Raw genomic sequence first — 21,081 nt, 5'->3', positions numbered from 1 at the left:
GCTCAGGCGCGCTCAAGCGGGAAAGCCATAACATCCTGTATATCCGTGGCGCCCATTTTCAGCATCAATAAACGGTCCAGCCCCAGGGCCACGCCTGCACAGTCGGGCAGCCCGGCATCCAGAGCCGCCAGAAACGCGGTGTCCAACCCCATCTCTGGTTTGCCACCGGCTTTGCGGAGCCGGTTATCCGTTGTAAAACGCGCCCGCTGGTCAGCCGGGTCCGTCAGTTCCCAATAGCCATTGCACAGCTCAAGCCCTTTTATATAAAGCTCGAAGCGGTGCGCCACGGGGTGCCCCTGTTCCTCGGACACCCGGGCCAGAGCGGCCTGGGATGCCGGATAACGATGAATGAACACCGGCGCATCCTGCCCAAGACCCGGTTCAACCACAAAGCTCATGACCAGGTCGAGGCAGTCGTCACGACTCAGGTCAGCCACTTGCCCGGGCTCGAGCCACTGTTCGCAGTAGCGGCTCAAATGGCGATCGCTGATGGTCATCGGATCAATGCCCGCCTGAACCCGCATGGCCTCACGATAACCCAGAACGGCAGGCCGTGGGCACTCAAGCCAACCACACACCAGGTCAGCCACCTCCTCCATTAACTGGCCATCGTTCATACCAACCCGATACCACTCCAGCAGCGAAAATTCCGGGTTGTGCCGGCGTCCGCGTTCGCCGTTACGAAACGCCCGGGCCACCTGGAAAATGGACCCCGAGCCTGCCGCCAGCAACCGCTTCATGTGATATTCCGGAGAGGTCTGCAACCAGCCTCCGCGAACACCTGCCGCATCAACCGCTGCCGGTATACCATCAAGGTTTACATCAGTAACGCCGTAACGCCCCAGAACCGGGGTTTCCACCTCAAGCACCTGCCGTTCATGAAAAAAGCCGCGCACATACGCCAGAAGCTGTGCACGGCTCTCGAGAACGGCCCGTGAGGCAGCAGGCTGCCAGACAGGACGATCAGTCATGGTCGAAAATCAGCTGCTTTTTACGCGGTTAACATACTCGCCGGAACGGGTATCCACCTTCAGCACTTCCCCGATGGTAATGAACAGGGGTACGTTAACAACGGCGCCCGTCGACAGGGTGGCCGGTTTGGAACCGCCCTGGGCGGTATCGCCTTTCATGCCGGGATCGGTATCGACCACTTCCAGTTCGACAAAGTTCGGCGGCGTAACCGAGAGCGGCGCGCCGTTGTACAGCGTAACGGTGTAAACATCTTGCTCTTTCAGCCACTTAACCGTATCTCCAACAGCTTTGGCGTCGGCAGGATACTGCTCGAATGAACCGTCCGTCAGCATGAAATGCCAGAACTCACCGTCGGTATACAGGTACTCCATGTCCTGCTCGAGAACATCGGCTGCCTCCAGCGATTCGCCCGACTTGAACGTACGCTCCCACACCCGATTGGTCATCAGGTTACGCAGTTTAACCCGGTTGAAGGCCTGGCCCTTGCCCGGCTTGACGAATTCGTTTTCGAGCATGATGCAAGGATCGCCATCCAGCAAAACCTTGAGACCGCCGCGAAATTCGTTGGTAGAATATGAAGCCATGAAATGTCCACCTGACAGACTGTCGTTAAAATTTCAAAGGTCGCTATGATACAGCGAACCCCCGCCCGTATAGAAGCCCGCGATGCTTCCCGCTCTCCGGAGGTCTCCGGAGATGGCGTTGTGCAGCCGCACTGGCAACAGATTCTGAGCCAGTCAATAACCACACCGGAGCAACTGCTGGGCCGTCTTGGGCTGTCTCCGGCGGATTTCTACGAGGGTGCAGCCTCCGGCCACAAGCTTTTCCCGATTCGGGTCCCCGAGCCCTACCTGGCCCGCATAGAGCCCGGCAACCCGGACGATCCGCTACTCCGGCAGGTGCTACCGGTTGCCGATGAAACAAAAACACAGCCCGGGTTCGTGTCTGACCCACTGGAGGAAGCAGCCGCCATCCAGACCACCGGGCTGATCCGCAAATACACCAGCCGTGCACTGCTGATGGTAACCGGCCAATGCGCCATTAACTGCCGATACTGCTTTCGACGGCATTTCCCGTATGGTGATCACCGGCTGGGGCCGGACGACCGGCAACAGGTTACCGACAGCCTGATGGCCAGCCCGGACATCAACGAAGTCATTCTGAGCGGAGGCGACCCCCTGGCGGTGAACGACCGTTTGCTCGCACAGTGGTCGGATTTACTCGACTCAGTGCCCCATCTTCGCAGGCTCCGCATTCACTCCCGATTGCCGGTGGTGGTGCCGCAGCGCGTCTGTGATGCAATGATTGAGTGGCTTGCCGGCAGCAGACTGCAGAAAATACTGGTCCTGCACGTAAACCACCCTTCAGAAATTGACCAGGCCACACGCCAGGCTCTCAGGCGGCTCGCTGATGCCGGAGTAACGCTGCTTAACCAGAGCGTTATCCTCAAGGGGGTCAACGATAGCAGCGAAACCCTGTCGGCATTGAGCGAGACCCTGTTCGAAGCCGGGGTGATGCCATATTACCTGCACGCCTTCGACCCGGTGTCCGGTGCCCAGCACTTTGATGTCAGCGATACCAGGGCGGTGGGCCTGGTAAATGAAATGCTGGAACAACTGCCGGGGTTTCTGGTTCCGCGACTGGTGAGGGAACTGCCTGGGCGAGCCAGTAAAACGCCTCTGGGCCTGGGTTCGTGAGGCCTGTCGCAAAAGCTGACCCTTTTTCACTTGTCAAAGATTGTCAACTCGTGATCTTCTCGCTTTTTGTTGTTGCTTTGCTATCTTAAAGTTCAATATCCACAAACAATAACAACCTGTATTTTCGGTGTTTTAGCGGAATTAAAACCAACGCAGTCCCGACATTGGCGTGACAACATGGATGGCAGAATCCTGAAACCAGAACTCAAGGTTCCTGAACAGAAAACGGCGAGCCTGTCGTTTTGCGACACCAACCCGAAAGCTTTTCGCATCTGGGCCAACCAGTTGCCTATGGCAAACATTGGTGAAGCCTCGCGCCAGCTCTACCATGCGATCATCGAGCTGAACCAGCTGTTCGTTTCGCCGCTCCAGCGTCTGCAGTTTCTGGAAATCGTGCGCGACAAAATCCATTTTGTCTGCAACGAACTGTCGCGTCATTTTCTCGGGCTTGCCGTGGCATTGCCCGAAAAACAGCGAAAAATCGCCAATCTGACCCAGGCTCTACAGCTGCACCTGTCCGCAGGCTACAAGCTGTGCCTGCTCGAGTACATTGACAACGGCGGCGTAGACAAGCACCGCCGCCAGATCGCAACCACCATCCACCGCGCGATTTCTGAACTGGCGGCCACCATATTGCGATCGCACCAACTTTACTGCCCAAGCCCGGCCAACAGCTGGCTGGAATGCCACAGACTGTTCCGGTTTGCCTATCGGAACAAACTGGCGGACCAGGAAGTGGATGACGACACCCTGAGCCACCGGCGTGCCAGCACGGTGGGTGACAGCTACAAACGCATTCTTTTACTGGGCTGTGCACGGCCGAATCAGCTACGCCAGGCAGAACTGACTCTGGTATACGAGCTGTTTGAATCCTGGACCGAGTACAGTCAATGCGCCCCGGACCTGGGGCCGGACAGCCTGTTTGTGCTCAACATGGAAAAAGACGCGCCCCCGGTGTATCGGAGCCTGCTGGACAACACGCCGGGCAGCGAGAGCTTCAGCTTTGATACCCGGGAGCTTTCCAGCCTGCTGGCCGAGACACTGCACGCCAGGCGCCATGACACCCAGGAATCTCCGACCCTGCGGATTTCATCGAAAGTCAGCGACACCCTGCTTACCCACATGAGCCAGGCACTGGGCATCCTGGCCAAGCGTAATTTCAACCGCATTGCCAGCCAGGGCACCCTTGAAGTGTGTGTCGGCCTGACCTCAGCGCATTATTTCGTGGCAGGACAGAAAGCATTTGCGGAATTCCTGGATGGCAACGACGATGGCCACCACGAGACGGACAACCGGTTCATCCGCACCGCCAACCGCAAAGCCGATGCCTGGTCCGGCGCCCATGATGCCGCTCCCAATGAAGACCGGCTGCACGCGGCCGATGCTCCCATTAATTTCCGCACGGCGGGCGGCAGTCAGTCCCCGAGTGGTCAGGAAAAACACACACCCCGGTCCCATCAGGCGCTGCTGATTAATACCAGTCCGGGAGGCTACTGCGTGGCCTGGGAAAGCAACGTGCCCGCATCACTTCAGGCGGGTGAAATTCTGGGTGTACGGGAGCAACGCTCCCATCCCTGGAGTATTGCCGTGGTTCGCTGGCTGCGCCAGATTCGTAACCAGGGCACCCAGGTAGGCATTGAGCTACTGGCGCCCAGCGCAGCACCGTGTGCCGTGCGCCTGATCCAGAAGGTGGGTAACAGCAGCGAATATCTCCGGGGCCTGTTGCTACCGGAAATCAGCGTGGTCAACCAGGCCGCCACACTTCTCACTCCGCGCCTGCCCTTCCAGACCGGCAGCCGGATCACCCTGCTGCATGACGGCCGGGAAGATCAGGGCCAGCTACTGAAAAAGGTATCGGCCACCGGCAGCATCAGCCAGTTCGAACTGAAGCTTCATAGCCCGGCCGTGCCAACGGGCGATAGAGGAACCCCGCCCTCCACCCCGGGCGCCACGGAGGATGAATTCGATTCACTGTGGCCGTCGCTGTAAATCTTGCGGTTCATCAAGTGTCCGGGCCACCAGGGTTGTTATTGGTGGCCAACCCCTGCATCATTCATCCGTGAATATCCGGCACCACGAGACGTCTGACGAATGCAGAAGAAAAACGCGACCGTACACCTGCTGATTCTTGACCCATCGCAAAACGATGCGGAGTCCATGGTCAGCCTTCTCCGAAACTCAGGTAAGGCAACCCGCGCCCACCGAATCACTTCGGAAGAAGATCTGGAAGAAGCACTCAAGACCGCCAACTGGGACTTGTTGCTGGCACGTGACCTGGACCAGGAGTTCGGCGCAGACGATGCAATTGCCATGGTCAAACGCCTGGACAAAGACATCCCCTTTATTCTGCTCACCGAAGAATACAGCAGAGAGCGCAGCGTCAGCATCATCCGTGCCGGAGCCCAGGATGCGGTGCCCTTCGAATACACCGACCAGCTGGTGCTGGTGGTCAGGCGTGAGTTGGCTGCCCTTGAGGAACGCCGGAAGCGCCGGGTACTGGAATCGCACCTGCGCGAAGCCGAGCAACGTTGCCAGTTGCTGCTTGAAAGCTCCAAAGATGCCATTGCCTACATCAACGATGGAATGCACATCTACGCCAACCAATCCTACATGGAATTCCTTGGCTACGACGACATCGACGAGCTGATCTGCATACCGGTGCTGGACACACTGACACCGGACAGCCAGGAAAAATATAAAGATTTCATGAAAGCCTTTGCCGATGAGCGCAAGGATGGCATGACCCTGAACTGCACCGCCCGCCGCAGCGACGACCATGAGCTGAACGTCACCATGTCGGTTTCCGCGGCCACCTATGACGGCGAAGCGTGTACCCAGATCGTTCTGCAGCCGGAACACAGCGATGCCGAGCTTGAAGAAAAACTGAAGCAGATCAGCAGTCAGGATTTGCTGACCGGGCTCTACAACCGTCAGCACCTGATGCATTCCCTCGCCGAGACGATTGCCACCGCAGGCAAAAACAACCAGACCGGCGCCCTTGCCTACATTGCCCTGGATAACTTCCTGAGCATGAAGGGCATGGTAGGTATTGCCGGTGCCGACCTCCTGCTGGGAGACCTCGCCACCCTGTTGCGTGAACACGCCGGAGAAGAGGTGACGCTGGCGCGCCTGAGTGACGACGCATTCTGCGTAATGTGCCTGCCCTGCGACGAGGTGGGCATGGAGCGCCTGTGCGAGCGAATCCGCAAAGCGGTTGAAGATCATTTATTCGACATCAATGGCCGGACCGTGCCGCTGACGGTTTCCATCGGTATCGCCGCCATCACCGAAAACTCGCCCAAGGCAGAAGAAATGATGGCCCGTGCTCACACGGCCTCGGCAGAAGTCAAAAAACAGGCGGGCCATGAGAGCGGTAACGGCATTATGGTCTACAACCCGGCCGAATACGAGAATCTGGACTCAACCAACTCGGTGGAAGCCATTCTCAAGGCGTTGGACGATAATCGGTTCCGCCTGCTGTTCCAGCCGATTATCAACCTGCGTGGCGAAGGCGAAGAACACTACGAGGCCTTTGTCCGGATGCTCAACAAGGACGACGAAGAAGTTTCTCCCTACGACTTCCTGCCGCCCATGGGCCCCAGCGATACCGCGATCAAAATCGACCGCTGGGTCATCCTGCAGACCATCAAGCAACTGTCCAGCCACCGTTCACGGGGTCACGACACGCGCCTGTTCCTGAACGTCACGGCAGAAACCCTGCAGGACAAAACCTTCACGCCCTGGCTCAGCGTGGCACTCAAGGCCGCCCGTTTGCCGGGCGATTCGCTGATCTTCCAGATTCGCGAGGGCGATGCCAACAAGTATATGAAGCAGGCCAGGGAGTTCGCCAAGGCCGTGCATGAACTCCACAGCAAGGTTTCCATCTCGCAGTTTGGCGGGGCGATCAACCCCTTCAACACGCTCAAACACATCGAAACAGACTACGTGAAAATCGACGGTTCGTTTACCGAAGAAATTCAGAAAAACGACGAAGCGAAAGAGCAGGTCAAGGAAATGGTCAAGAGCCTGCAGAGTGCCGGCAAACTGACGATCATTCCACTGGTGGAAAATGCCGGTGTACTCGCCACGCTGTGGCAGGCGGGGGTCAACTACATCCAGGGTTACTACCTGCAAGCGCCGGTGCCCGAGATGAACTACGATTTCGGCGACAACTGATCAGCGCACGGCGGCACAAAAAAGGGCGAGAAGATTCTCGCCCTTTTTGTTTCAGAGATGGGTATTCTGAAGGGACTGGTTAGTCTCGCTTTCCCGAAAACCGATCAGATACAGAATGGCGTCCAACCCCAGGGTAGAAATGGAGTGGCGCGCCGACTCTTTGACCAGCGGTTTGGCCCTGAAAGCAACGCCCAGACCGGCCTGGCTAAGCATGGGCAGGTCGTTGGCACCGTCGCCGACAGCAATCACCTGCTCCCGGGAGATATGCTCTTTTCCGGCAATTTCCAATAGCAGCTCGGCCTTGCGTTTGCCATCGACAATCTGCCCCTTCACCGCGCCAGTCACCTTACCATCGACAATTTCCAGCTCATTGGCGTAGATGTAGTCAATGCCAAGCTTGCGCTGCAAATGGCGCGCGAAATAGGTGAAGCCACCGGAGAGGATGGCGGTACGATAGCCCAGTGCTTTCAAGCTGCGGATCAGATGCTCGGCGCCCTCGGTCATCCGCAGACGGTTGGCAATCCCCTCCAGCACGGATTCATCGAGCCCCTTAAGCAACGCCAGTCGCTCTGTGAAGCTCTGACTGAAATCGAGCTTACCCTGCATGGCCCGCTCGGTGATGTCGGCAACCTGTTCGCCCACCCCCGCTTCATGGGCCAACTCGTCGATCACTTCTGCTTCGATCAGGGTGGAGTCCATGTCGAACACCACCAGCCGGCGATTACGCCGGAAGATCGAATCCTCCTGGAAGGCGATATCAACGTTCATCTCACCGGCAATGTGCAGGAAATCGGCCCTCAGCTGCTCCAGATCCGAGGGCGTGCCACGCACCGAGAACTCCACGCAGGCAATACGATTCTCGGAGGTATTCAACGATGGTCGGGCCGACAGCCGGGTAATGTTGTCGATATTCAGACCATGGCGGGCGGTAATGGCCGAAACCTTTGCGATCTGCTCCGCCTTGATGTCCCTCGATAACAGGGTCACGATGTAGCAGGCACGGTTTCGCCCCTCCGCCCAAACCTGGTAATCCTGCTCGGTAATCGGCGCAAAATGCACCTGCAGATCCAGCGAGTGAAGGCGAAACAGCAGATCACGGATCACAGGCGATGACTTGGATTCATCGGGGATCTCAATCAGGATACCCCAGGTGAGATGGTCATGAATGACGGCCTGGCCAATGTCCAGAATGCGAACATCGTAGCGCCCCATGATGCCGGTAATTTCCGAGGTCAGGCCGGGCTTGTCACGCCCGGATACATTGATCAGTACCAGTTCACTCACTGTCTGCATTCTCCCCGTTCTGAGCTTCTTCCTGCGCCCGTGCGGCCGAAGGAATCACATCAATACCATCCACACGCTGCAGCCCTCTGGGGAGCTTATGTCCGCGCCGGCCACGTTCGCCCAGATAATGCTCAAGATCACTGAAGCGCAGCCCCAGCTTACGCTTGCCGGCTTTGACTTCGAGCTGGTCATCCTCACCAAACACAGCAACCGCCACCACATACTCCTCACGGTTCTGCACTCGCGCCGAGGGAATACTGATGATCTTGTTGCCTTTGCCCTTTGCCAACTCAGGCAGTTCGCTCAGCGGAAACACCAGCATTCGCCCTTCGTTCGAAATGGCCGCAAGATACAGCCGGGACGCCGTCTCCGGGATCGATACCGGTGGCATGATCCGGGCTCCCTTTGGCACGCTGACGACAGCCTTGCCTGCCCGGTTTTTGCTGATCATGTCATTCAGCGACGTCACAAATCCGTAACCGCCATCGGTGATCAGCAACGTCTTGCGTTCCGGGTTCCCCATCAACAAGCCGGAGAACGTGGCACCCGACGGTGGGTTGATCCGGCCGGTGAGCGGCTCACCCTGCCCCCGCGCCGAGGGGAGGCTGTGGGCCATCAGCGAGTAAGCCCGCCCGGTCGAATCCAGGAAAATCGCCTGCTGGTTATTGCGCCCGCGGGCCGCCAGGGCAAAACGGTCGCCGGATTTGTAGCTGAGCCCGCCAGGATCGATGTCGTGCCCTTTGGCAGCACGAACCCAGCCCTTATCGGACAACACAACGGTCACCGGGTCGTTGGACACCAGATCGGTCTCACTGAATGCCCGAGCTTCTTCACGCTCAACAATGGGCGAGCGACGGTCATCGCCGAAGGTCTCGGCGTCCTGTTTCAGCTCGGTTTTGATCAACTCCCGCAGCCGGTCCTCGGAACCCAGGATAGCCTGCAGCTCATCCCGCTCTGCCGACAGTTCGTCCTGCTCGCCGCGGATTTTCATTTCCTCGAGCTTGGCCAGATGCCGGAGTTTCAATTCCAGAATCGCCTCGGCCTGCTCGGCCGACAAGCCAAAGCGGGCCATCAGCTCGACTTTGGGCTTGTCTTCGGTGCGGATAATTTCGATCACTTCATCAATATTGAGGTAAGCGATCAACAACCCCTCGAGCAGGTGCAAACGCGCCAGCACCTTGTCCAGCCGGTGCTGCAAACGACGCGTTACCGTTGTTCTCCGGAACGCCAGCCATTCCGTAAGAATGGTGTGCAGACCTTTGACACCGGGCCGACCGTCGTTCCCGATCACGTTGATGTTTACCCGGTAGGTCTTCTCCAGGTCGGTGCTGGCAAACAAGTGTGCCATCAGCCCGTCCAGGTCCACCCGATTAGACCGGGGCACAATCACCAGCCGGGTGGGATTCTCGTGATCCGATTCGTCCCGTAGATCCGCCACCATCGGCAGTTTCTTTGCCTGCATTTGCTGGGCAACCTGTTCCAGCACCCGGTTTCCGGATACCTGGTGAGGCAAATCGGTAATCACCACTTCACCGTTCTCGCGAACCCACCGGGCACGCATCCGCAGTGAACCACGACCCGTTTCATACATCTGCCGGAGGTCTTTACGTGGTGTGATGATTTCAGCGCGCGTCGGGAAGTCCGGCCCCTTGATGTGCTCACAGAGCTCATCCACCGAAGCCTCCGGCTGATCAAGCAACCGGATACAGGCGGCCGTGACTTCCCTTACGTTGTGTGGGGGGATATCCGTCGCCATGCCCACGGCAATACCGGTCGTGCCGTTTAACAATACATGGGGCAAACGGGCCGGAAGCACAGACGGCTCTTCCATGGTGCCATCAAAGTTGGGCACCCAGTCCACGGTGCCCTGCCCCAATTCGCTAAGCAGCACCTCTGCAAACGGTGCCAGTCGCGATTCGGTATACCGCATGGCGGCGAAAGATTTCGGATCGTCCGGAGACCCCCAGTTACCCTGGCCATCAACCAGTGGATAGCGGTAAGAAAACGGCTGGGCCATGAGCACCATGGCCTCATAGCAGGCACTGTCGCCGTGGGGGTGAAATTTACCAAGAACATCACCGACGGTACGGGCAGACTTCTTGTATTTGGAGGTGGACTTCAGCCCCAGCTCCGACATGGCGTATACAATCCGCCGCTGTACGGGCTTGAGACCGTCCCCCACGTTGGGCAGGGCACGATCCAGAATAACGTACATGGAATAATCTAGATACGCTTTCTCGGTGTAGTCCCGCAGTGATACCCGCTCGAAACCTTCATCCGTTGTCTGAAACTCTGGCATGGACGCCTCTTTGCCTTGGGTGCCTATCAATGGTGTGGCGCACATTATATGGACGCCGGCTCCGATACACCAATTTCCAATAGCGGAATTCCCGCATGGAGAGTCTGTAAGGTGCGCCGTATTCTCGGCACAGTGATTGGTAAGCCGTTTACTCTCTGAACAAGCGGAAATCTATGAAACCCAACCTCAAAGCCTGCGGGCAAGCCATGGTTACAGCCTTGGTGAATGCGGTTCTGGCCGTTGCCCTGATGCTCCTGGTGGAATTTGCCATCAGCGGCACTTTCCAGGTGCCCAAACCCTACATCTGGGCGGGTGTGCTGATCTGGGCCGTGATCTTCGCCGCTCAGTTTCTCCGCCAGCGCCACCTCTGTCGCGCCTGCGATCAGACAGACCAGCCCTCGGCTACCGAAAATGCGGAAAGCACGAGCAATTCCTGACTCACCACGCAGTGCAATCTGAAAACAGGAAACAACGGAAGGAAACCGGCCCGTGCGAACATGGCCGGCGCCATAAGAACGGCCTCTTGAGGGAGGCTTTAACGAAAAGGCGAAAATAAACAGCCAGACGACTTCCCGAACGGAAACGTCGCCTGGAAGTTCAGTTCCGGTAAGGGTTACTGACGAATACCTTCAACCGAGATTTCAAGTTCAACGGTTTCCGAGGCCTCTCCGAGGTCCATCGGAATTCCGAAATCTTTCAGGCGCAATTCGGTCTCAGCCTCAAACCCCATGCGATAGCCACCCCAGGGGTCCGCACCGTGCCCCAGCATTTCCGCATCCAGAGTGACTTCGCGGGTCACGCCACGCAGGGTCAGATCACCGATAATGTCAGCCTCACCGGCTTCATCAACAATCACCCGCTTGCTTTCGAACGTTGCCTCAGGGAATTCGCTCACGTACAGGAAATCTTCACCGCGCAGGTGCTTGTCGCGCTCTGCGTGATTGCTGTCGACGCTCTCGGTGTCGATGGTCACAGATACTGAACTGTTCTCCGGGTTATCGGCATCGTAGGTAAATTCACCGTCAAAATCGTTGAACCGGCCATATAGCCAGCTGTAGCCCAGATGGGAAATTTTAAAGGTGATGAACTGATGCGCCCCCTGGGTATCAAACGCATAGGTACCACTGTGCTCATCTGCCTGAACCGGGCCGATCATGGCTGCTGAAATAACTGAAGCCAGCAATATTTTCTTCATCGTATACTCCTTTCGAGTTTGGTATGCGTTGTGTAAAACTCAGCGATTGGCCGAGGGTGTCAGGACAATCCGAGCATTCGACGGAGCGTGCTGTCACGATCAATCACATGGTGCTTGAGCGCACCGAGCGCGTGCACTCCCGCCAGGACGACAATCGCCCAGGTAAGCCAGTAATGAACAGCGCCCGCGGTATCCTCGAGCCCCTTAACCTGCCCTGTTACCGACGGAACCGAGAACCAGTCAAACACGTGAATGGCGGATCCATCGGCCGTTGAAATCAGATAACCGCTGATCATGGCGACAAAAATCAGAACATAGAGCAGTCCGTGGGCAACATGAGCGGCCACAATCTCCCAGCGCTTGTGGTTAGGCAGGGGCCGTGGTGCAGGATTGAGCATACGCCAGACTAACCGGACCACCATGACGATAAACAGCAGAATGCCGACGCTGCGATGGATGTCCGGGCCCTGGCGGTACCAGGGATCGTAGTAGGAAAGCCCGACCATCCAGAACCCGAGCGCGAACAGCCCGACGACGGTCACGGCCACGGCCCAGTGCAGTACGATGGCCACCCAGCCATACGCGCCCTCCGAATTTCTTGCCTGCATTAAAACACACGCTCCTTTTACTGATTCTGGTACTGGTATCCGGGCCACTTGGCCCCAAACGTCTCATGATACTGAGATCATAGTCTAGGGGGCGGCAGCACGGGTCAAAACCAAAATGTTTTGGTTGCAACCATCAAATTTTCTGATCATGACGATACCTGTGCAGTTAACACTTGACAGCAACCACTTTGGTCGTATGCGGTTTTACGGATTGCCGGAAATTATCAGCACGATAGACTTTACCCATACTTTTAACCCGCCCCGTCACGGGGCCTCAGTGACCGAGAGGAAACGACATGGAACTTGAATTCGACGAGTCTGTGGTAGTACCCAGCAATAACTGATTCAACACCAGCCCGGTTTCAGCCGGGCTTTCTTTACCCATCTGACCTTACCAAAAGCTACAAACTGTTTCGTCTTTTACCAACTAAGTGGTGGTAATAGCTCCTTTTTTTTGGCAACCTTTCCAATAGTCAAAGTACGATCACCCAGGTTCGGGTGTCGGCGCCAGGGACACAGGCACAGTGGCTAACAGTTTGGCGTTCAGCTTCCGAAGGCGCCAGAGTATTCGTTGAAGGGTACCTTCGCCTATGTCCCACAATCTGTCTGATTCCCTGCCCGCGACGGAAGTAGACCTGCTCTCGCCAATGCTGAACCAGCAGGGGCCAGTCTGGACAGCGGACTTTCGCGGTTTGAAACTGCGCACCGCATTGCAACCGATCTACAGTATTTCCCACAAACGAACGGTCGGCTACGAAGCCCTGATCCGTGCTTTCGATAACGATAACGCGTCGGTGCTGCCCCTCCATCTTTTCGAGCTACCCGCCTCGCAAGCCGAAAATCTGCTGCTGGACCGGCTCTGTCGCTACCTGCACATTCGCAACTACAGCGAGATCAAGGATCAGCTTAACTGGCTGTTCCTGAACGTTTCTCCCCAGGTGGTCACCTCAGGCTCCCAGTCAGATTCGTTTTTCGGCCAACTGCTCGAAAAGACCGGTTTGCCGCCACACCGCATTGTGATGGAGATTGTCGAGCAGCCAACGGATGACGCCGAGAAACTGCGGGACACCGTGGCCTATTACCGCAAGCTGGGCTGCCTGATCGCCATCGATGATTTTGGTGCCGGGCACTCCAATTTCGAGCGCATCTGGAACCTCTCCCCGGATATTGTCAAACTGGACCGAACCCTGCTGACCCGAGCCACCGAAGAGTCTCGCGCAAGGCAGATACTGAACGGGATGGTCTCTCTGCTTCATCAATCAGGCTGTCTGGTATTACTGGAGGGTGTAGAGACGCGTGCTCAGGCGATGATCGCGATTGATGCAGGCGTGGACTTTGTGCAGGGTTTTTATTTTCGGCGCCCCTGCCTGGAACTGGATGAACTGCCCCAGGCGACCACCAATTTCGAGGATTTGCTGGAGGAATATAAAAGCAGCAAACAGATTAGCCACGACCCGACACAATTGGTGGTCAACCACTTCACCGAGCCGTTCAGGCGGGTCATCGAGCGCCTTCAGCAAGGGCTCTCCATGGACCAGGCGTGCTTTGAGTTGCTCGGCCACCATACCGTCTCGCGCTGCTATCTGGTCGACGACAACGGTGTTCAGCTTGAAGACACGCTGGTTTCAGACCGCGCCGTTGAAAAACAGGACCCCCGATTCCGCCCTCTCGAAAACACCAGCAGCGCAGACTGGTTTCGCCAGCAATACCTCCGCCAGGCTCTGGCCCAGCCCGAGAGCATTCACGTCACCGCACCCTACCTTTGCGTAACCGGCGCTTATATGTGCGTAACCCTGTCACTGGCCTTTTATCTGGAAGGACAACTCCGGGTGCTGTGCTGCGATATTCTGGCCAACACGGATCACAATCCGTAAACCACAGCAATAACCGCAACGGTAACAACGCCCACCAGCAGGTTCATGGGCAGCCCAACCTTCACAAAATCGGAAAACCGATAGCCGCCAGGGCCGAATACCATCATGTTGGTTTGATAACCCAGTGGCGTGGCGAAGCTCGCCGAGGCGGCCATCATCACGGCGATGACAAAGGGTTCCGCAGGCACGCCCATACTGCCAGTCATCGAGAGCACTACGGGAATCACCAGCACGGCAGCCGCGTTGTTGGTGATCACTTCGGTCAGAAAAGACACCGCGCAGTAAACCAGAAACAGCGTGAGCAGAACCTCACCCGAACTGAAGGCCAGAATTCTCTCGGCCATGAAGGCCGCCGCCCCGGTTTCTTCCAGGGCCGCCCCCAGCGCAAAGGAGGCCGCGATCGTCAGAATCACCGGCACATCGACCGATTTCTGGGCCTGGCCCACCGAGCAGCAGCCGGAGAGGATCATCAAAGAGGCCCCCAGCAAGGCGGCGTTGAGCATACTCATCACGCCGCAAGCTGCCAACCCAACCAGTACCAGAAGGATACCCCACGAAAGCCAGGCCCGGTCATGCCGGGGCGTTTCCGTTTCCAGGTCGTTGATGAGCAGAAAATCCTTGTTGTAACGCTGGCGACTGACGAACGCCGGTCGCGCTTCCAACAGCAACACATCACCGGGTTTCAGGCGGATATTGCCCAGATTTCCCGACACTCGCTCTCCACCTCGGGCCACCGCCAGCACCACGGCACCGTAACGATCCCGGAACCTTGCGTCCCGGATGGTCAGCCCCAGCACATCCGATTGCGGAGACAGCGCGGCTTCCACCAGGCGACGCTCTGCCCGATCCTGACTGAGGCTGGGCTCGTCGTCGTGAACCGATGGCACAATGCCATTGATGCGCAACAGGTCTGAAATCGCCTGGGTGTCGCCGGCAAATACCAGACGATCCCCGCCACGCAGCCGTTCTTCCGAGGGCACCGCCGTGACCACGCTGCCATCCCGCTCGATTTCCACCAGATACAATCGCTCCAGCTCCCGCAAGCCGGCTTCGCCCACGGTCTTGCCCACCAGCGGCCCCTCAAAGGACACCGCCACTTCCAGCGTAAACTCGCGCATGGAGCCAAACTTCTGCTGGTCTTTACGATCGGGCAACAGCCGCGGCATCACCAGAAGCATGACCGCCAGGCCAATGATCGCCACGGGTAAACCAACGGCGGTAATGGAGAAAATCGAAAACCCGGCTTCACCGGTCAACTGCTGGTACTGCCCGTTAACAACCAGATTGGTGCTGGTGCCAATCAGCGTCAGCGTGCCACCCAGGATGGCAGAGTAACTCAGAGGGATCATCAGCTTTGAGGGCGCAATACCGATTTTTCGGGACCAGGCATGTACCGCTGGAATCATGGTGGCAACCACGGGGGTGTTATTGAGAAAACCACTCAACAACGAGACTGGCAGGGCAATGCGGGCCTGGGCAGAGCGAACCGATTTCGGATTGCGTAGCAGGTGATTGACCAGCAAATCGACACCACCGGAATGATGGATGCCGGCGGCCACCACGAACATCGCCACCACCGTGATCAGGCCACTGTTGCTGAAACCGGCCAGCGCCTCGTCGGCGGACACAATGCCACTGGCACTGAGCACCACCAGCACCGTCATCATGACCAGATGCGGCGCAAAGCGACCTGAACTCATCAATAAAAGGGCGGCCAGTGCCAGGCCCAGGGAAAACCATCCTTGCCAGTCCATAACTCGGTCTTTTCCGGTGTAAAAGCTGGCAGGATAGCGAGGCAGAGCAATTCTGAGAAAGAATAACTATCGATTTTTATAGCACTTTAAAGAATATCAGACCGCAATGTCCGCCATATTCCCATAGGCCTCAAGCCAGGCTCGGCGATCCGACGCGCGCTTCTTGCCCAGCAGCATATCCATCCGCTCGTCGGTATCATCGCCCTCTTCCAGCGTAAGCATAACCAGCCGACGGGTATCCGGGGCCATGGTGGTTTCTCTCAACTGCAGCGGATTCATCTCGCCCAGGCCTTTGAAGCGCGTGACCTGGATCTTGCCTTTCCGCTTTTCCGCGGCGAGGCGATCGATGATGCCCTGCTTTTCATGCTCATCCAGGGCATAGAAGGTTTCCTTGCCCAGATCCACCCGGTATAGGGGCGGCATGGCCACAAACACATGGCCCGCGGCCACCAGCGGCCGGAAATGCTTGACGAACAATGCGCAAAGAAGCGTGGCAATATGCAAGCCATCGGAATCTGCATCCGCGAGGATACAGATTTTGTTGTAACGCAGGCCGGCGAGGTCATCGGAACTCGGATCGACCCCAATCGCAACCGCAATGTCATGAACTTCCTGGGACGCCAGGATTTCGCTGGAATCCACTTCCCAGGTATTGAGGATTTTACCTCTCAGCGGCATCACAGCCTGAAACTCCCGATCCCGGGCCTGCTTGGCCGAACCACCGGCAGAATCCCCCTCGACCAGGAACAGTTCAGAACGCGTGGCGTCAGCGCCCGAACAATCCGCCAGCTTGCCAGGCAGCGCCGGGCCCGAGGTGACTTTCTTTCGTGCCACTTTTTTGCTGGCCCGCAGCCGCCGCTGGGCATTGCTGATAAACAACTCAGCCAGGGCCTCGGCAATATCGGTATGCTGGTTCAACCACAGGCTGAAGGCATCTTTCACCACTCCGGAAACAAACGCCGCCGCCTCCCGGGAAGAGAGCCGTTCCTTGGTCTGGCCCGAGAACTGGGGCTCCTGCATTTTGAAGGAGAGAACGTAGGCTACCCGCTCCCAGATATCCTCGGGCGACAATTTCACGCCCCGGGGCAGCAGATTGCGAAACTCACAGAACTCGCGCATGGCTTCCAGCAACCCGGTACGCAGGCCATTAACATGGGTACCACCCTGCGCCGTCGGAATCAGGTTCACGTAGCTTTCCAGAACGGCGTCGCCCCCTTCGGGCAACCACTGGATGGCCCAATCCACGGCTTCTTTGTTACCAGAGAAGCTGCCGGTGAATGGTTCCAGCGGCACCGCCTCAATATCGGCCAGTGCACTGCGCAGATAGTCCCGCAGGCCATCTTCGTAACACCACTCGTCTTTCTCGCCCGTTTTCTCCTGCAGGAAGGTCACCGTCAGGCCCGGGCAGAGCACCGCCTTGGCACGCAGGTTATGGCGCAGACGGCTAACCGAAAAGTTGGGACTGTCAAAGTAACCGGAGTCCGGTGTGAACTTGAGCCGGGTACCGGTGTTGCGCTTGCCCACGGTATCGATCACTTCCAGTTCGGACGCTTTGTCGCCATTGGCAAACGTCATCCGATGAACCTGACCGTCCCGTTTGATGGTGATTTCAAGATGGGTCGACAGGGCGTTTACGACGGAAACCCCCACACCGTGCAACCCGCCGGAGAAGTTATAATTGCCCTGGGAGAACTTGCCGCCCGCGTGCAGCCTGGAAAGAATCAGCTCAACCCCGGGCAGGCCCTCCTCTTTATGGAGATCCACGGGCATTCCCCGCCCGTCGTCCTCGACGCTCAGTGAGTTATCACTGTACAGAACAACCTCGATCTTCCGGGCATGACCGGCCAGCGCTTCATCAACACTGTTATCGATAACTTCCTGCGCCAGGTGGTTCGGCCGCGATGTATCGGTGTACATACCCGGGCGCTTGCGCACCGGATCAAGGCCGCTCAGGACTTCAATGGAATCGGCGTTGTACTGTTGCTCGCTCATAGGACTGGCGTGGCTCCGCAAATGATCGTTGCGCCATAGCTTAGGGATTCAGGCTGAAAGATCAACGGTTGTTTTGTGGTGGCGCCAAGTGGGTCAGTGTTCAAGTTTGCGGACCAGAGCCTCTTCAGTCACGCCCGACACTGTGATCTGATGCCAATCGCCGGGCTCAACCGCCAGCACCACGCACGGCGAGGTAATTACCTGAGCCACCATTCTGTCCGGCGCCGGTTCCCGCACCCGCATATGCAGTGCCAGGGTTTGCCCCTGCCGATGGGCGCGATTCAGGCCAATACTGTATCCCGCGGTTGGCTTCTGGCCGAGGGTGACCAGCACCAGAGCTTCCTGCTCCAGTGCAACCTTGCGCACCGCATCCGTGGCCATGTTCTGGCCGCTGACATCCAACAGGGCCTCGCGTTCCGCTTCTGAACGCACAAACGCCACGCCCGGACCGGTGAGGCCACAATGGGCCGACTGGGTAATCTGGCGCACGTTCACAATTCCAGCGGTTTCCGCACTGCCAGTGGCACTGCAGGCGCCTAACAGCAGCGAGGCTGCAAGTGTGACAAGACATTGAGCGAGGGCCTTATTCATCGGACCGATTTCACTCCGTTGTCGGGTGCAGGATCAGGCCCGGCCTGCAATATCTTGTAACCTTTGAAGCCGGGCCTGGGAAGGATATCGGGGGTGGCACTGGAAATGGTCGGGCGCGAGAAACTGGTGGTCATCCGGATATCCGACAGGTCCGACTCCCCGGTGATAGACACCACCTCTCTAAGGCCAGCCACGGGGTATTCCGCGCAAGCCTCTCCCGGCTGGCAGATCAGGCCGTCGCCATCGTGGTCGGTTCCGGCCACCAGATAATATTTACCCGGACGAACCTCGTTCAGGCGCCTGGGTTCTTCGCCGTCATCGAACTCGAACCGGAAGGGGTACTGGCCGGCATCGGCGTTTACCACCACCTGGGATTCTGCCAGATAGAAGCCGCGATCATCGGGTTCGGTATTGACCAGCAGCACAAAGTGTCGACCGGCATTTCTGGCTTCCTGATCGCTGATCAACTGGCCAACCGCGGGAATGGAGAGCGTTTCAGGCCCACCGGTCCCCGTCGCGTAGGTCACCTCGATGCTGCCCCGGGCGGCTTCACCGGCAACAAGGCGCTCCCTGAGCAGCGATACCGTCAACGAGTACGGCTGTGAGGTCAGGCTGCCCGATGTCACCTCAAGCCAATCCGGCAGGCGCCCGACAGCGATATCAGAGACCGAACCATTGCCGAAAACATTCAGCTCAACGCGCTGCCGGTCTTTCCCCTCGCTGCTGAGTGACACCACGGCCGGAGAGGCGGAAAGCACCGTACCGGTAAGACCATCGGCAGCGGCGGATACGGCTTTTGCCGCATCAACCAGACCATACCCCAGCGCGTCATTTCGGCTACCATTACCATCGGTCAGATCCCCGGCAATCAGGTGTCTCATCACCGTGCCCTGATTCAAAGCCGGGTCCACTTGTTTCATCAACGCCAGCACGGCGGCCACATGAGGCGCGGCCATCGATGTACCCTGAAGCCCCCGATAGCCAGCACGGAATCCTGTGGTGGTGCGCTCGCCACTGGTACTCCATACCACGTCCGAACTGCCATCCAGGTTGCCATCGCGGCTCGCATCGCCCCCCGGCGCAGCGAGATCGATCCAGCTGCCAAAGTTCGAGTAACCGGCGAGATTACCAGCGCCGTCGACGGCACTGACAGCCAGCACAGAAGGCGAGGCCGCCGGATAGGATTTCACCGATGTCGACGAATTACCCGCCGCAGCAACGAACAGCACCCCATTGTCGACTCCGTTTTGCAGCGCAGACTCCAGCTGACCAATCTCCGGCAACCCTCCAAGGCTCATGTTCACCACATCGGCTCGCCCCTCTTCGACCACCCAGTTAATGGCGGCAATCAGGTCGGAGGCGGCACCTGTGCCACCCTCGCCCAGCACGCGAACCGGGACAATCCCCGCGCCAAAGGCCACGCCGCCTATGCCTTCTTGATTGATCACCGCGCCGACCGTGCCTGCCACATGGGTGCCATGAAAAACATCACCACCCACGCTGTTACCCGGATCCGCAGGGTTACTGTCATTATCAACAAAGTCACGACCACCCCGCACGTTCAAAGCCAGATCCGGATGCCACCCGGTAGTCAGCCTGAGTAAGCCCGTATCCAGAACCGCAACATCCACCGGGGCTCCCCCATTCGGCACCAGCTGCCACGCTGCCGGCCCGTTGATCAGCCCGTAGTGCCACTGGCGGGGGTAACCCGGCTCATTAATCGGCGTACCGGCTTCCTGCTGGGCCTGCACCCGATAATCTGGCTGCACCTCGGCAGCCCCCGGGTGGCGGCGCAATTCACGAATCCATTCCAGGGTTTCGCGTTTGGCGGCATCGGGCGTGTTATTCAGAGCCGATGGCACAGTCCTCGCCATTAACCAGCTTGCCCCACCCAGATGTCTGGAAGTGACGCCCGAATCAACAGCTATAACGCTTTGCTGGCCTGACTGACCAACCAAAGTGACCAGAGCATGGTTTTCGACAAAATCGTGGTCGACCCACTCAAAAGAAAGATTGTCAGCCGTCATACCGGCGGTTTTTGCCAGGATGTACCGGGCAGGCCGGGCGTCCCGGGTGCCGACCGTGACCGTATACTCCCGCGCCTCGGTAAAGCCGGTTAGTCGGGCGGTACCACCAATAGTGGCCGTATCGGCGGCACCGGTGTCCAGTCTCAGCTCCAGTTCGGGATCCCCCAGACAACTGCCAAAGCTCTGTAGCACCAGAGTCTCACCCGGGGCAAGGGGCACTCTGAACGTATCGGTTGCGTCCGCCGAGTACGACAGGTCCTGACAGTCCGATCGGCCAACCGGATAAAAACCGCTACCGCCGCTCACATACCCCGCCATCACAAAGTTTTCCGGCAGCCTCTGGGCCCCCGAGGCGGGCGCGGCGCCCTCAAGCCCCAGCTGATCCATCGTATCCTGATCCACCCGGCTGTTGGCCTCAATGCTGATCACGCCGGAAAGCGGGCTGGGCGGAGCGATGGGGGCGACGGCATCGGAGCTGCCAGACCCACCGCCGCAGCCGGCGAGCAATGTCATCCCTGACACCAGAACAAAAGGAAGAATCGATAATCTCACGGCTTCTCTCGTTGTCTTTTATTGAACTTCTCTGCAGAGTATACGGCCAGCCATCCCTGA

15 protein-coding genes are annotated in these 21,081 nt (G+C 58.0%); 5 read left to right on the top strand and 10 right to left on the bottom strand.

Annotated elements, in window-relative coordinates; all coding sequences use genetic code 11:
* Positions 1 to 2: 2 nt before the first annotated feature.
* Together epmA and efp are read right to left on the bottom strand one after the other, a co-directional pair.
* Positions 3 to 971, bottom strand: coding sequence for an EF-P lysine aminoacylase EpmA (epmA, locus tag ACP2AU_RS14735; protein ID WP_426376976.1), 969 nt, complete (start codon positions 969 to 971; stop codon positions 3 to 5).
* 9 nt (positions 972 to 980) lie between these two features.
* The gene (gene efp, locus ACP2AU_RS14730) at positions 981 to 1,556 is read right to left on the bottom strand and encodes an elongation factor P (RefSeq protein WP_426376975.1); all 576 of its coding nucleotides are present in this window, start codon (positions 1,554 to 1,556) and stop codon (positions 981 to 983) included.
* A gap of 45 nt (positions 1,557 to 1,601) precedes the next feature.
* Between efp and epmB the strand changes: the two genes are divergently transcribed.
* The 3 genes from epmB to ACP2AU_RS14715 all read left to right on the top strand — a co-directional run bounded on the left by epmB (position 1,602) and on the right by ACP2AU_RS14715 (position 6,845).
* Positions 1,602 to 2,669 (top strand): EF-P beta-lysylation protein EpmB, encoded by a 1,068-nt coding sequence (gene epmB / locus ACP2AU_RS14725; RefSeq protein ID WP_426376974.1) that lies wholly within the window; start codon positions 1,602 to 1,604, stop codon positions 2,667 to 2,669.
* A 177-nt stretch (positions 2,670 to 2,846) separates the two neighbouring features.
* Positions 2,847 to 4,658, top strand: a complete 1,812-nt coding sequence (locus ACP2AU_RS14720; protein ID WP_426376973.1) for a GTPase — start codon at positions 2,847 to 2,849, stop codon at positions 4,656 to 4,658.
* A 102-nt stretch (positions 4,659 to 4,760) separates the two neighbouring features.
* Positions 4,761 to 6,845 (top strand): EAL domain-containing protein, encoded by a 2,085-nt coding sequence (locus ACP2AU_RS14715; protein ID WP_426376972.1) that lies wholly within the window; start codon positions 4,761 to 4,763, stop codon positions 6,843 to 6,845.
* Positions 6,846 to 6,896: 51 nt separating this feature from the next.
* Here the strand turns inward: ACP2AU_RS14715 and serB are convergent, their stop codons facing one another.
* Together serB and parC are read right to left on the bottom strand one after the other, a co-directional pair.
* Positions 6,897 to 8,129 (bottom strand): phosphoserine phosphatase SerB, encoded by a 1,233-nt coding sequence (gene serB, locus ACP2AU_RS14710; RefSeq protein ID WP_426376971.1) that lies wholly within the window; start codon positions 8,127 to 8,129, stop codon positions 6,897 to 6,899.
* The gene (parC, locus tag ACP2AU_RS14705) at positions 8,122 to 10,428 is read right to left on the bottom strand and encodes a DNA topoisomerase IV subunit A (RefSeq protein WP_426376970.1); all 2,307 of its coding nucleotides are present in this window, start codon (positions 10,426 to 10,428) and stop codon (positions 8,122 to 8,124) included. Before parC ends, serB begins: the two co-directional genes overlap by 8 nt.
* A gap of 173 nt (positions 10,429 to 10,601) precedes the next feature.
* On the opposite strand from parC, the gene ACP2AU_RS14700 reads away from it, so the two are divergent.
* On the top strand, positions 10,602 to 10,865 hold the full coding sequence (locus tag ACP2AU_RS14700; protein WP_426376969.1) for a hypothetical protein: 264 nt from the start codon (positions 10,602 to 10,604) through the stop codon (positions 10,863 to 10,865).
* A 176-nt stretch (positions 10,866 to 11,041) separates the two neighbouring features.
* On the opposite strand, the gene ACP2AU_RS14695 is transcribed toward ACP2AU_RS14700, so the two are convergent.
* Together ACP2AU_RS14695 and ACP2AU_RS14690 are read right to left on the bottom strand one after the other, a co-directional pair.
* Positions 11,042 to 11,623: a YceI family protein gene (locus tag ACP2AU_RS14695; protein WP_426376968.1), complete on the bottom strand. Its 582-nt coding sequence runs from the start codon at positions 11,621 to 11,623 to the stop codon at positions 11,042 to 11,044.
* A gap of 59 nt (positions 11,624 to 11,682) precedes the next feature.
* Entirely contained in the window at positions 11,683 to 12,231 is a 549-nt protein-coding gene (locus ACP2AU_RS14690) for a cytochrome b (RefSeq protein ID WP_426376967.1), read from the bottom strand.
* 590 nt (positions 12,232 to 12,821) lie between these two features.
* Here ACP2AU_RS14690 and ACP2AU_RS14685 point away from each other — a divergent pair.
* Positions 12,822 to 14,105, top strand: a complete 1,284-nt coding sequence (locus ACP2AU_RS14685) for an EAL domain-containing protein (protein ID WP_426376966.1) — start codon at positions 12,822 to 12,824, stop codon at positions 14,103 to 14,105.
* Here ACP2AU_RS14685 and ACP2AU_RS14680 read toward each other — a convergent pair.
* The 4 genes from ACP2AU_RS14680 to ACP2AU_RS14665 all read right to left on the bottom strand — a co-directional run bounded on the left by ACP2AU_RS14680 (position 14,093) and on the right by ACP2AU_RS14665 (position 21,021).
* Positions 14,093 to 15,859 carry an SLC13 family permease gene (locus ACP2AU_RS14680; protein ID WP_426376965.1) on the bottom strand — a complete coding sequence of 589 codons (1,767 nt, stop codon included), beginning with the start codon at positions 15,857 to 15,859 and terminating at the stop codon, positions 14,093 to 14,095. The genes ACP2AU_RS14685 and ACP2AU_RS14680 overlap by 13 nt on opposite strands.
* Before the next feature lie 96 nt (positions 15,860 to 15,955).
* Entirely contained in the window at positions 15,956 to 17,851 is a 1,896-nt protein-coding gene (gene parE / locus ACP2AU_RS14675) for a DNA topoisomerase IV subunit B (protein ID WP_426376964.1), read from the bottom strand.
* 93 nt (positions 17,852 to 17,944) lie between these two features.
* On the bottom strand, positions 17,945 to 18,442 hold the full coding sequence (locus ACP2AU_RS14670; protein WP_426376963.1) for a protease complex subunit PrcB family protein: 498 nt from the start codon (positions 18,440 to 18,442) through the stop codon (positions 17,945 to 17,947).
* Positions 18,439 to 21,021, bottom strand: coding sequence for a S8 family peptidase (locus ACP2AU_RS14665; protein ID WP_426376962.1), 2,583 nt, complete (start codon positions 21,019 to 21,021; stop codon positions 18,439 to 18,441). The genes ACP2AU_RS14670 and ACP2AU_RS14665 overlap by 4 nt, the downstream gene beginning before the upstream one ends.
* Positions 21,022 to 21,081: the final 60 nt, after the last annotated feature.

Origin of the sequence: Marinobacter sp. VGCF2001 (genome assembly GCF_049943275.1) — a bacterium.
Classification (GTDB): domain Bacteria; phylum Pseudomonadota; class Gammaproteobacteria; order Pseudomonadales; family Oleiphilaceae; genus Marinobacter.
The sequence above is the reverse complement of the archived record's forward strand: the minus strand, read 5'-3'. Positions and strand labels throughout refer to the sequence as shown.

Excerpts from the sequence above, each read along its gene's own strand:
- epmB (WP_426376974.1), top strand. The coding sequence starts at position 1,602 with ATGATACAGCGAACCCCCGCCCGTATAGAAGCCCGCGATGCTTCCCGC.
- epmA (WP_426376976.1), bottom strand. The coding sequence starts at position 971 with ATGACTGATCGTCCTGTCTGGCAGCCTGCTGCCTCACGGGCCGTTCTC.
- ACP2AU_RS14670 (WP_426376963.1), bottom strand. The coding sequence starts at position 18,442 with ATGAATAAGGCCCTCGCTCAATGTCTTGTCACACTTGCAGCCTCGCTG.
- ACP2AU_RS14700 (WP_426376969.1), top strand. The coding sequence starts at position 10,602 with ATGAAACCCAACCTCAAAGCCTGCGGGCAAGCCATGGTTACAGCCTTG.
- efp (WP_426376975.1), bottom strand. The coding sequence starts at position 1,556 with ATGGCTTCATATTCTACCAACGAATTTCGCGGCGGTCTCAAGGTTTTG.
- parE (WP_426376964.1), bottom strand. The coding sequence starts at position 17,851 with ATGAGCGAGCAACAGTACAACGCCGATTCCATTGAAGTCCTGAGCGGC.
- ACP2AU_RS14715 (WP_426376972.1), top strand. The coding sequence starts at position 4,761 with ATGCAGAAGAAAAACGCGACCGTACACCTGCTGATTCTTGACCCATCG.
- ACP2AU_RS14685 (WP_426376966.1), top strand. The coding sequence starts at position 12,822 with ATGTCCCACAATCTGTCTGATTCCCTGCCCGCGACGGAAGTAGACCTG.
- parC (WP_426376970.1), bottom strand. The coding sequence starts at position 10,428 with ATGCCAGAGTTTCAGACAACGGATGAAGGTTTCGAGCGGGTATCACTG.
- ACP2AU_RS14720 (WP_426376973.1), top strand. The coding sequence starts at position 2,847 with ATGGATGGCAGAATCCTGAAACCAGAACTCAAGGTTCCTGAACAGAAA.
- ACP2AU_RS14680 (WP_426376965.1), bottom strand. The coding sequence starts at position 15,859 with ATGGACTGGCAAGGATGGTTTTCCCTGGGCCTGGCACTGGCCGCCCTT.
- ACP2AU_RS14695 (WP_426376968.1), bottom strand. The coding sequence starts at position 11,623 with ATGAAGAAAATATTGCTGGCTTCAGTTATTTCAGCAGCCATGATCGGC.
- ACP2AU_RS14690 (WP_426376967.1), bottom strand. The coding sequence starts at position 12,231 with ATGCAGGCAAGAAATTCGGAGGGCGCGTATGGCTGGGTGGCCATCGTA.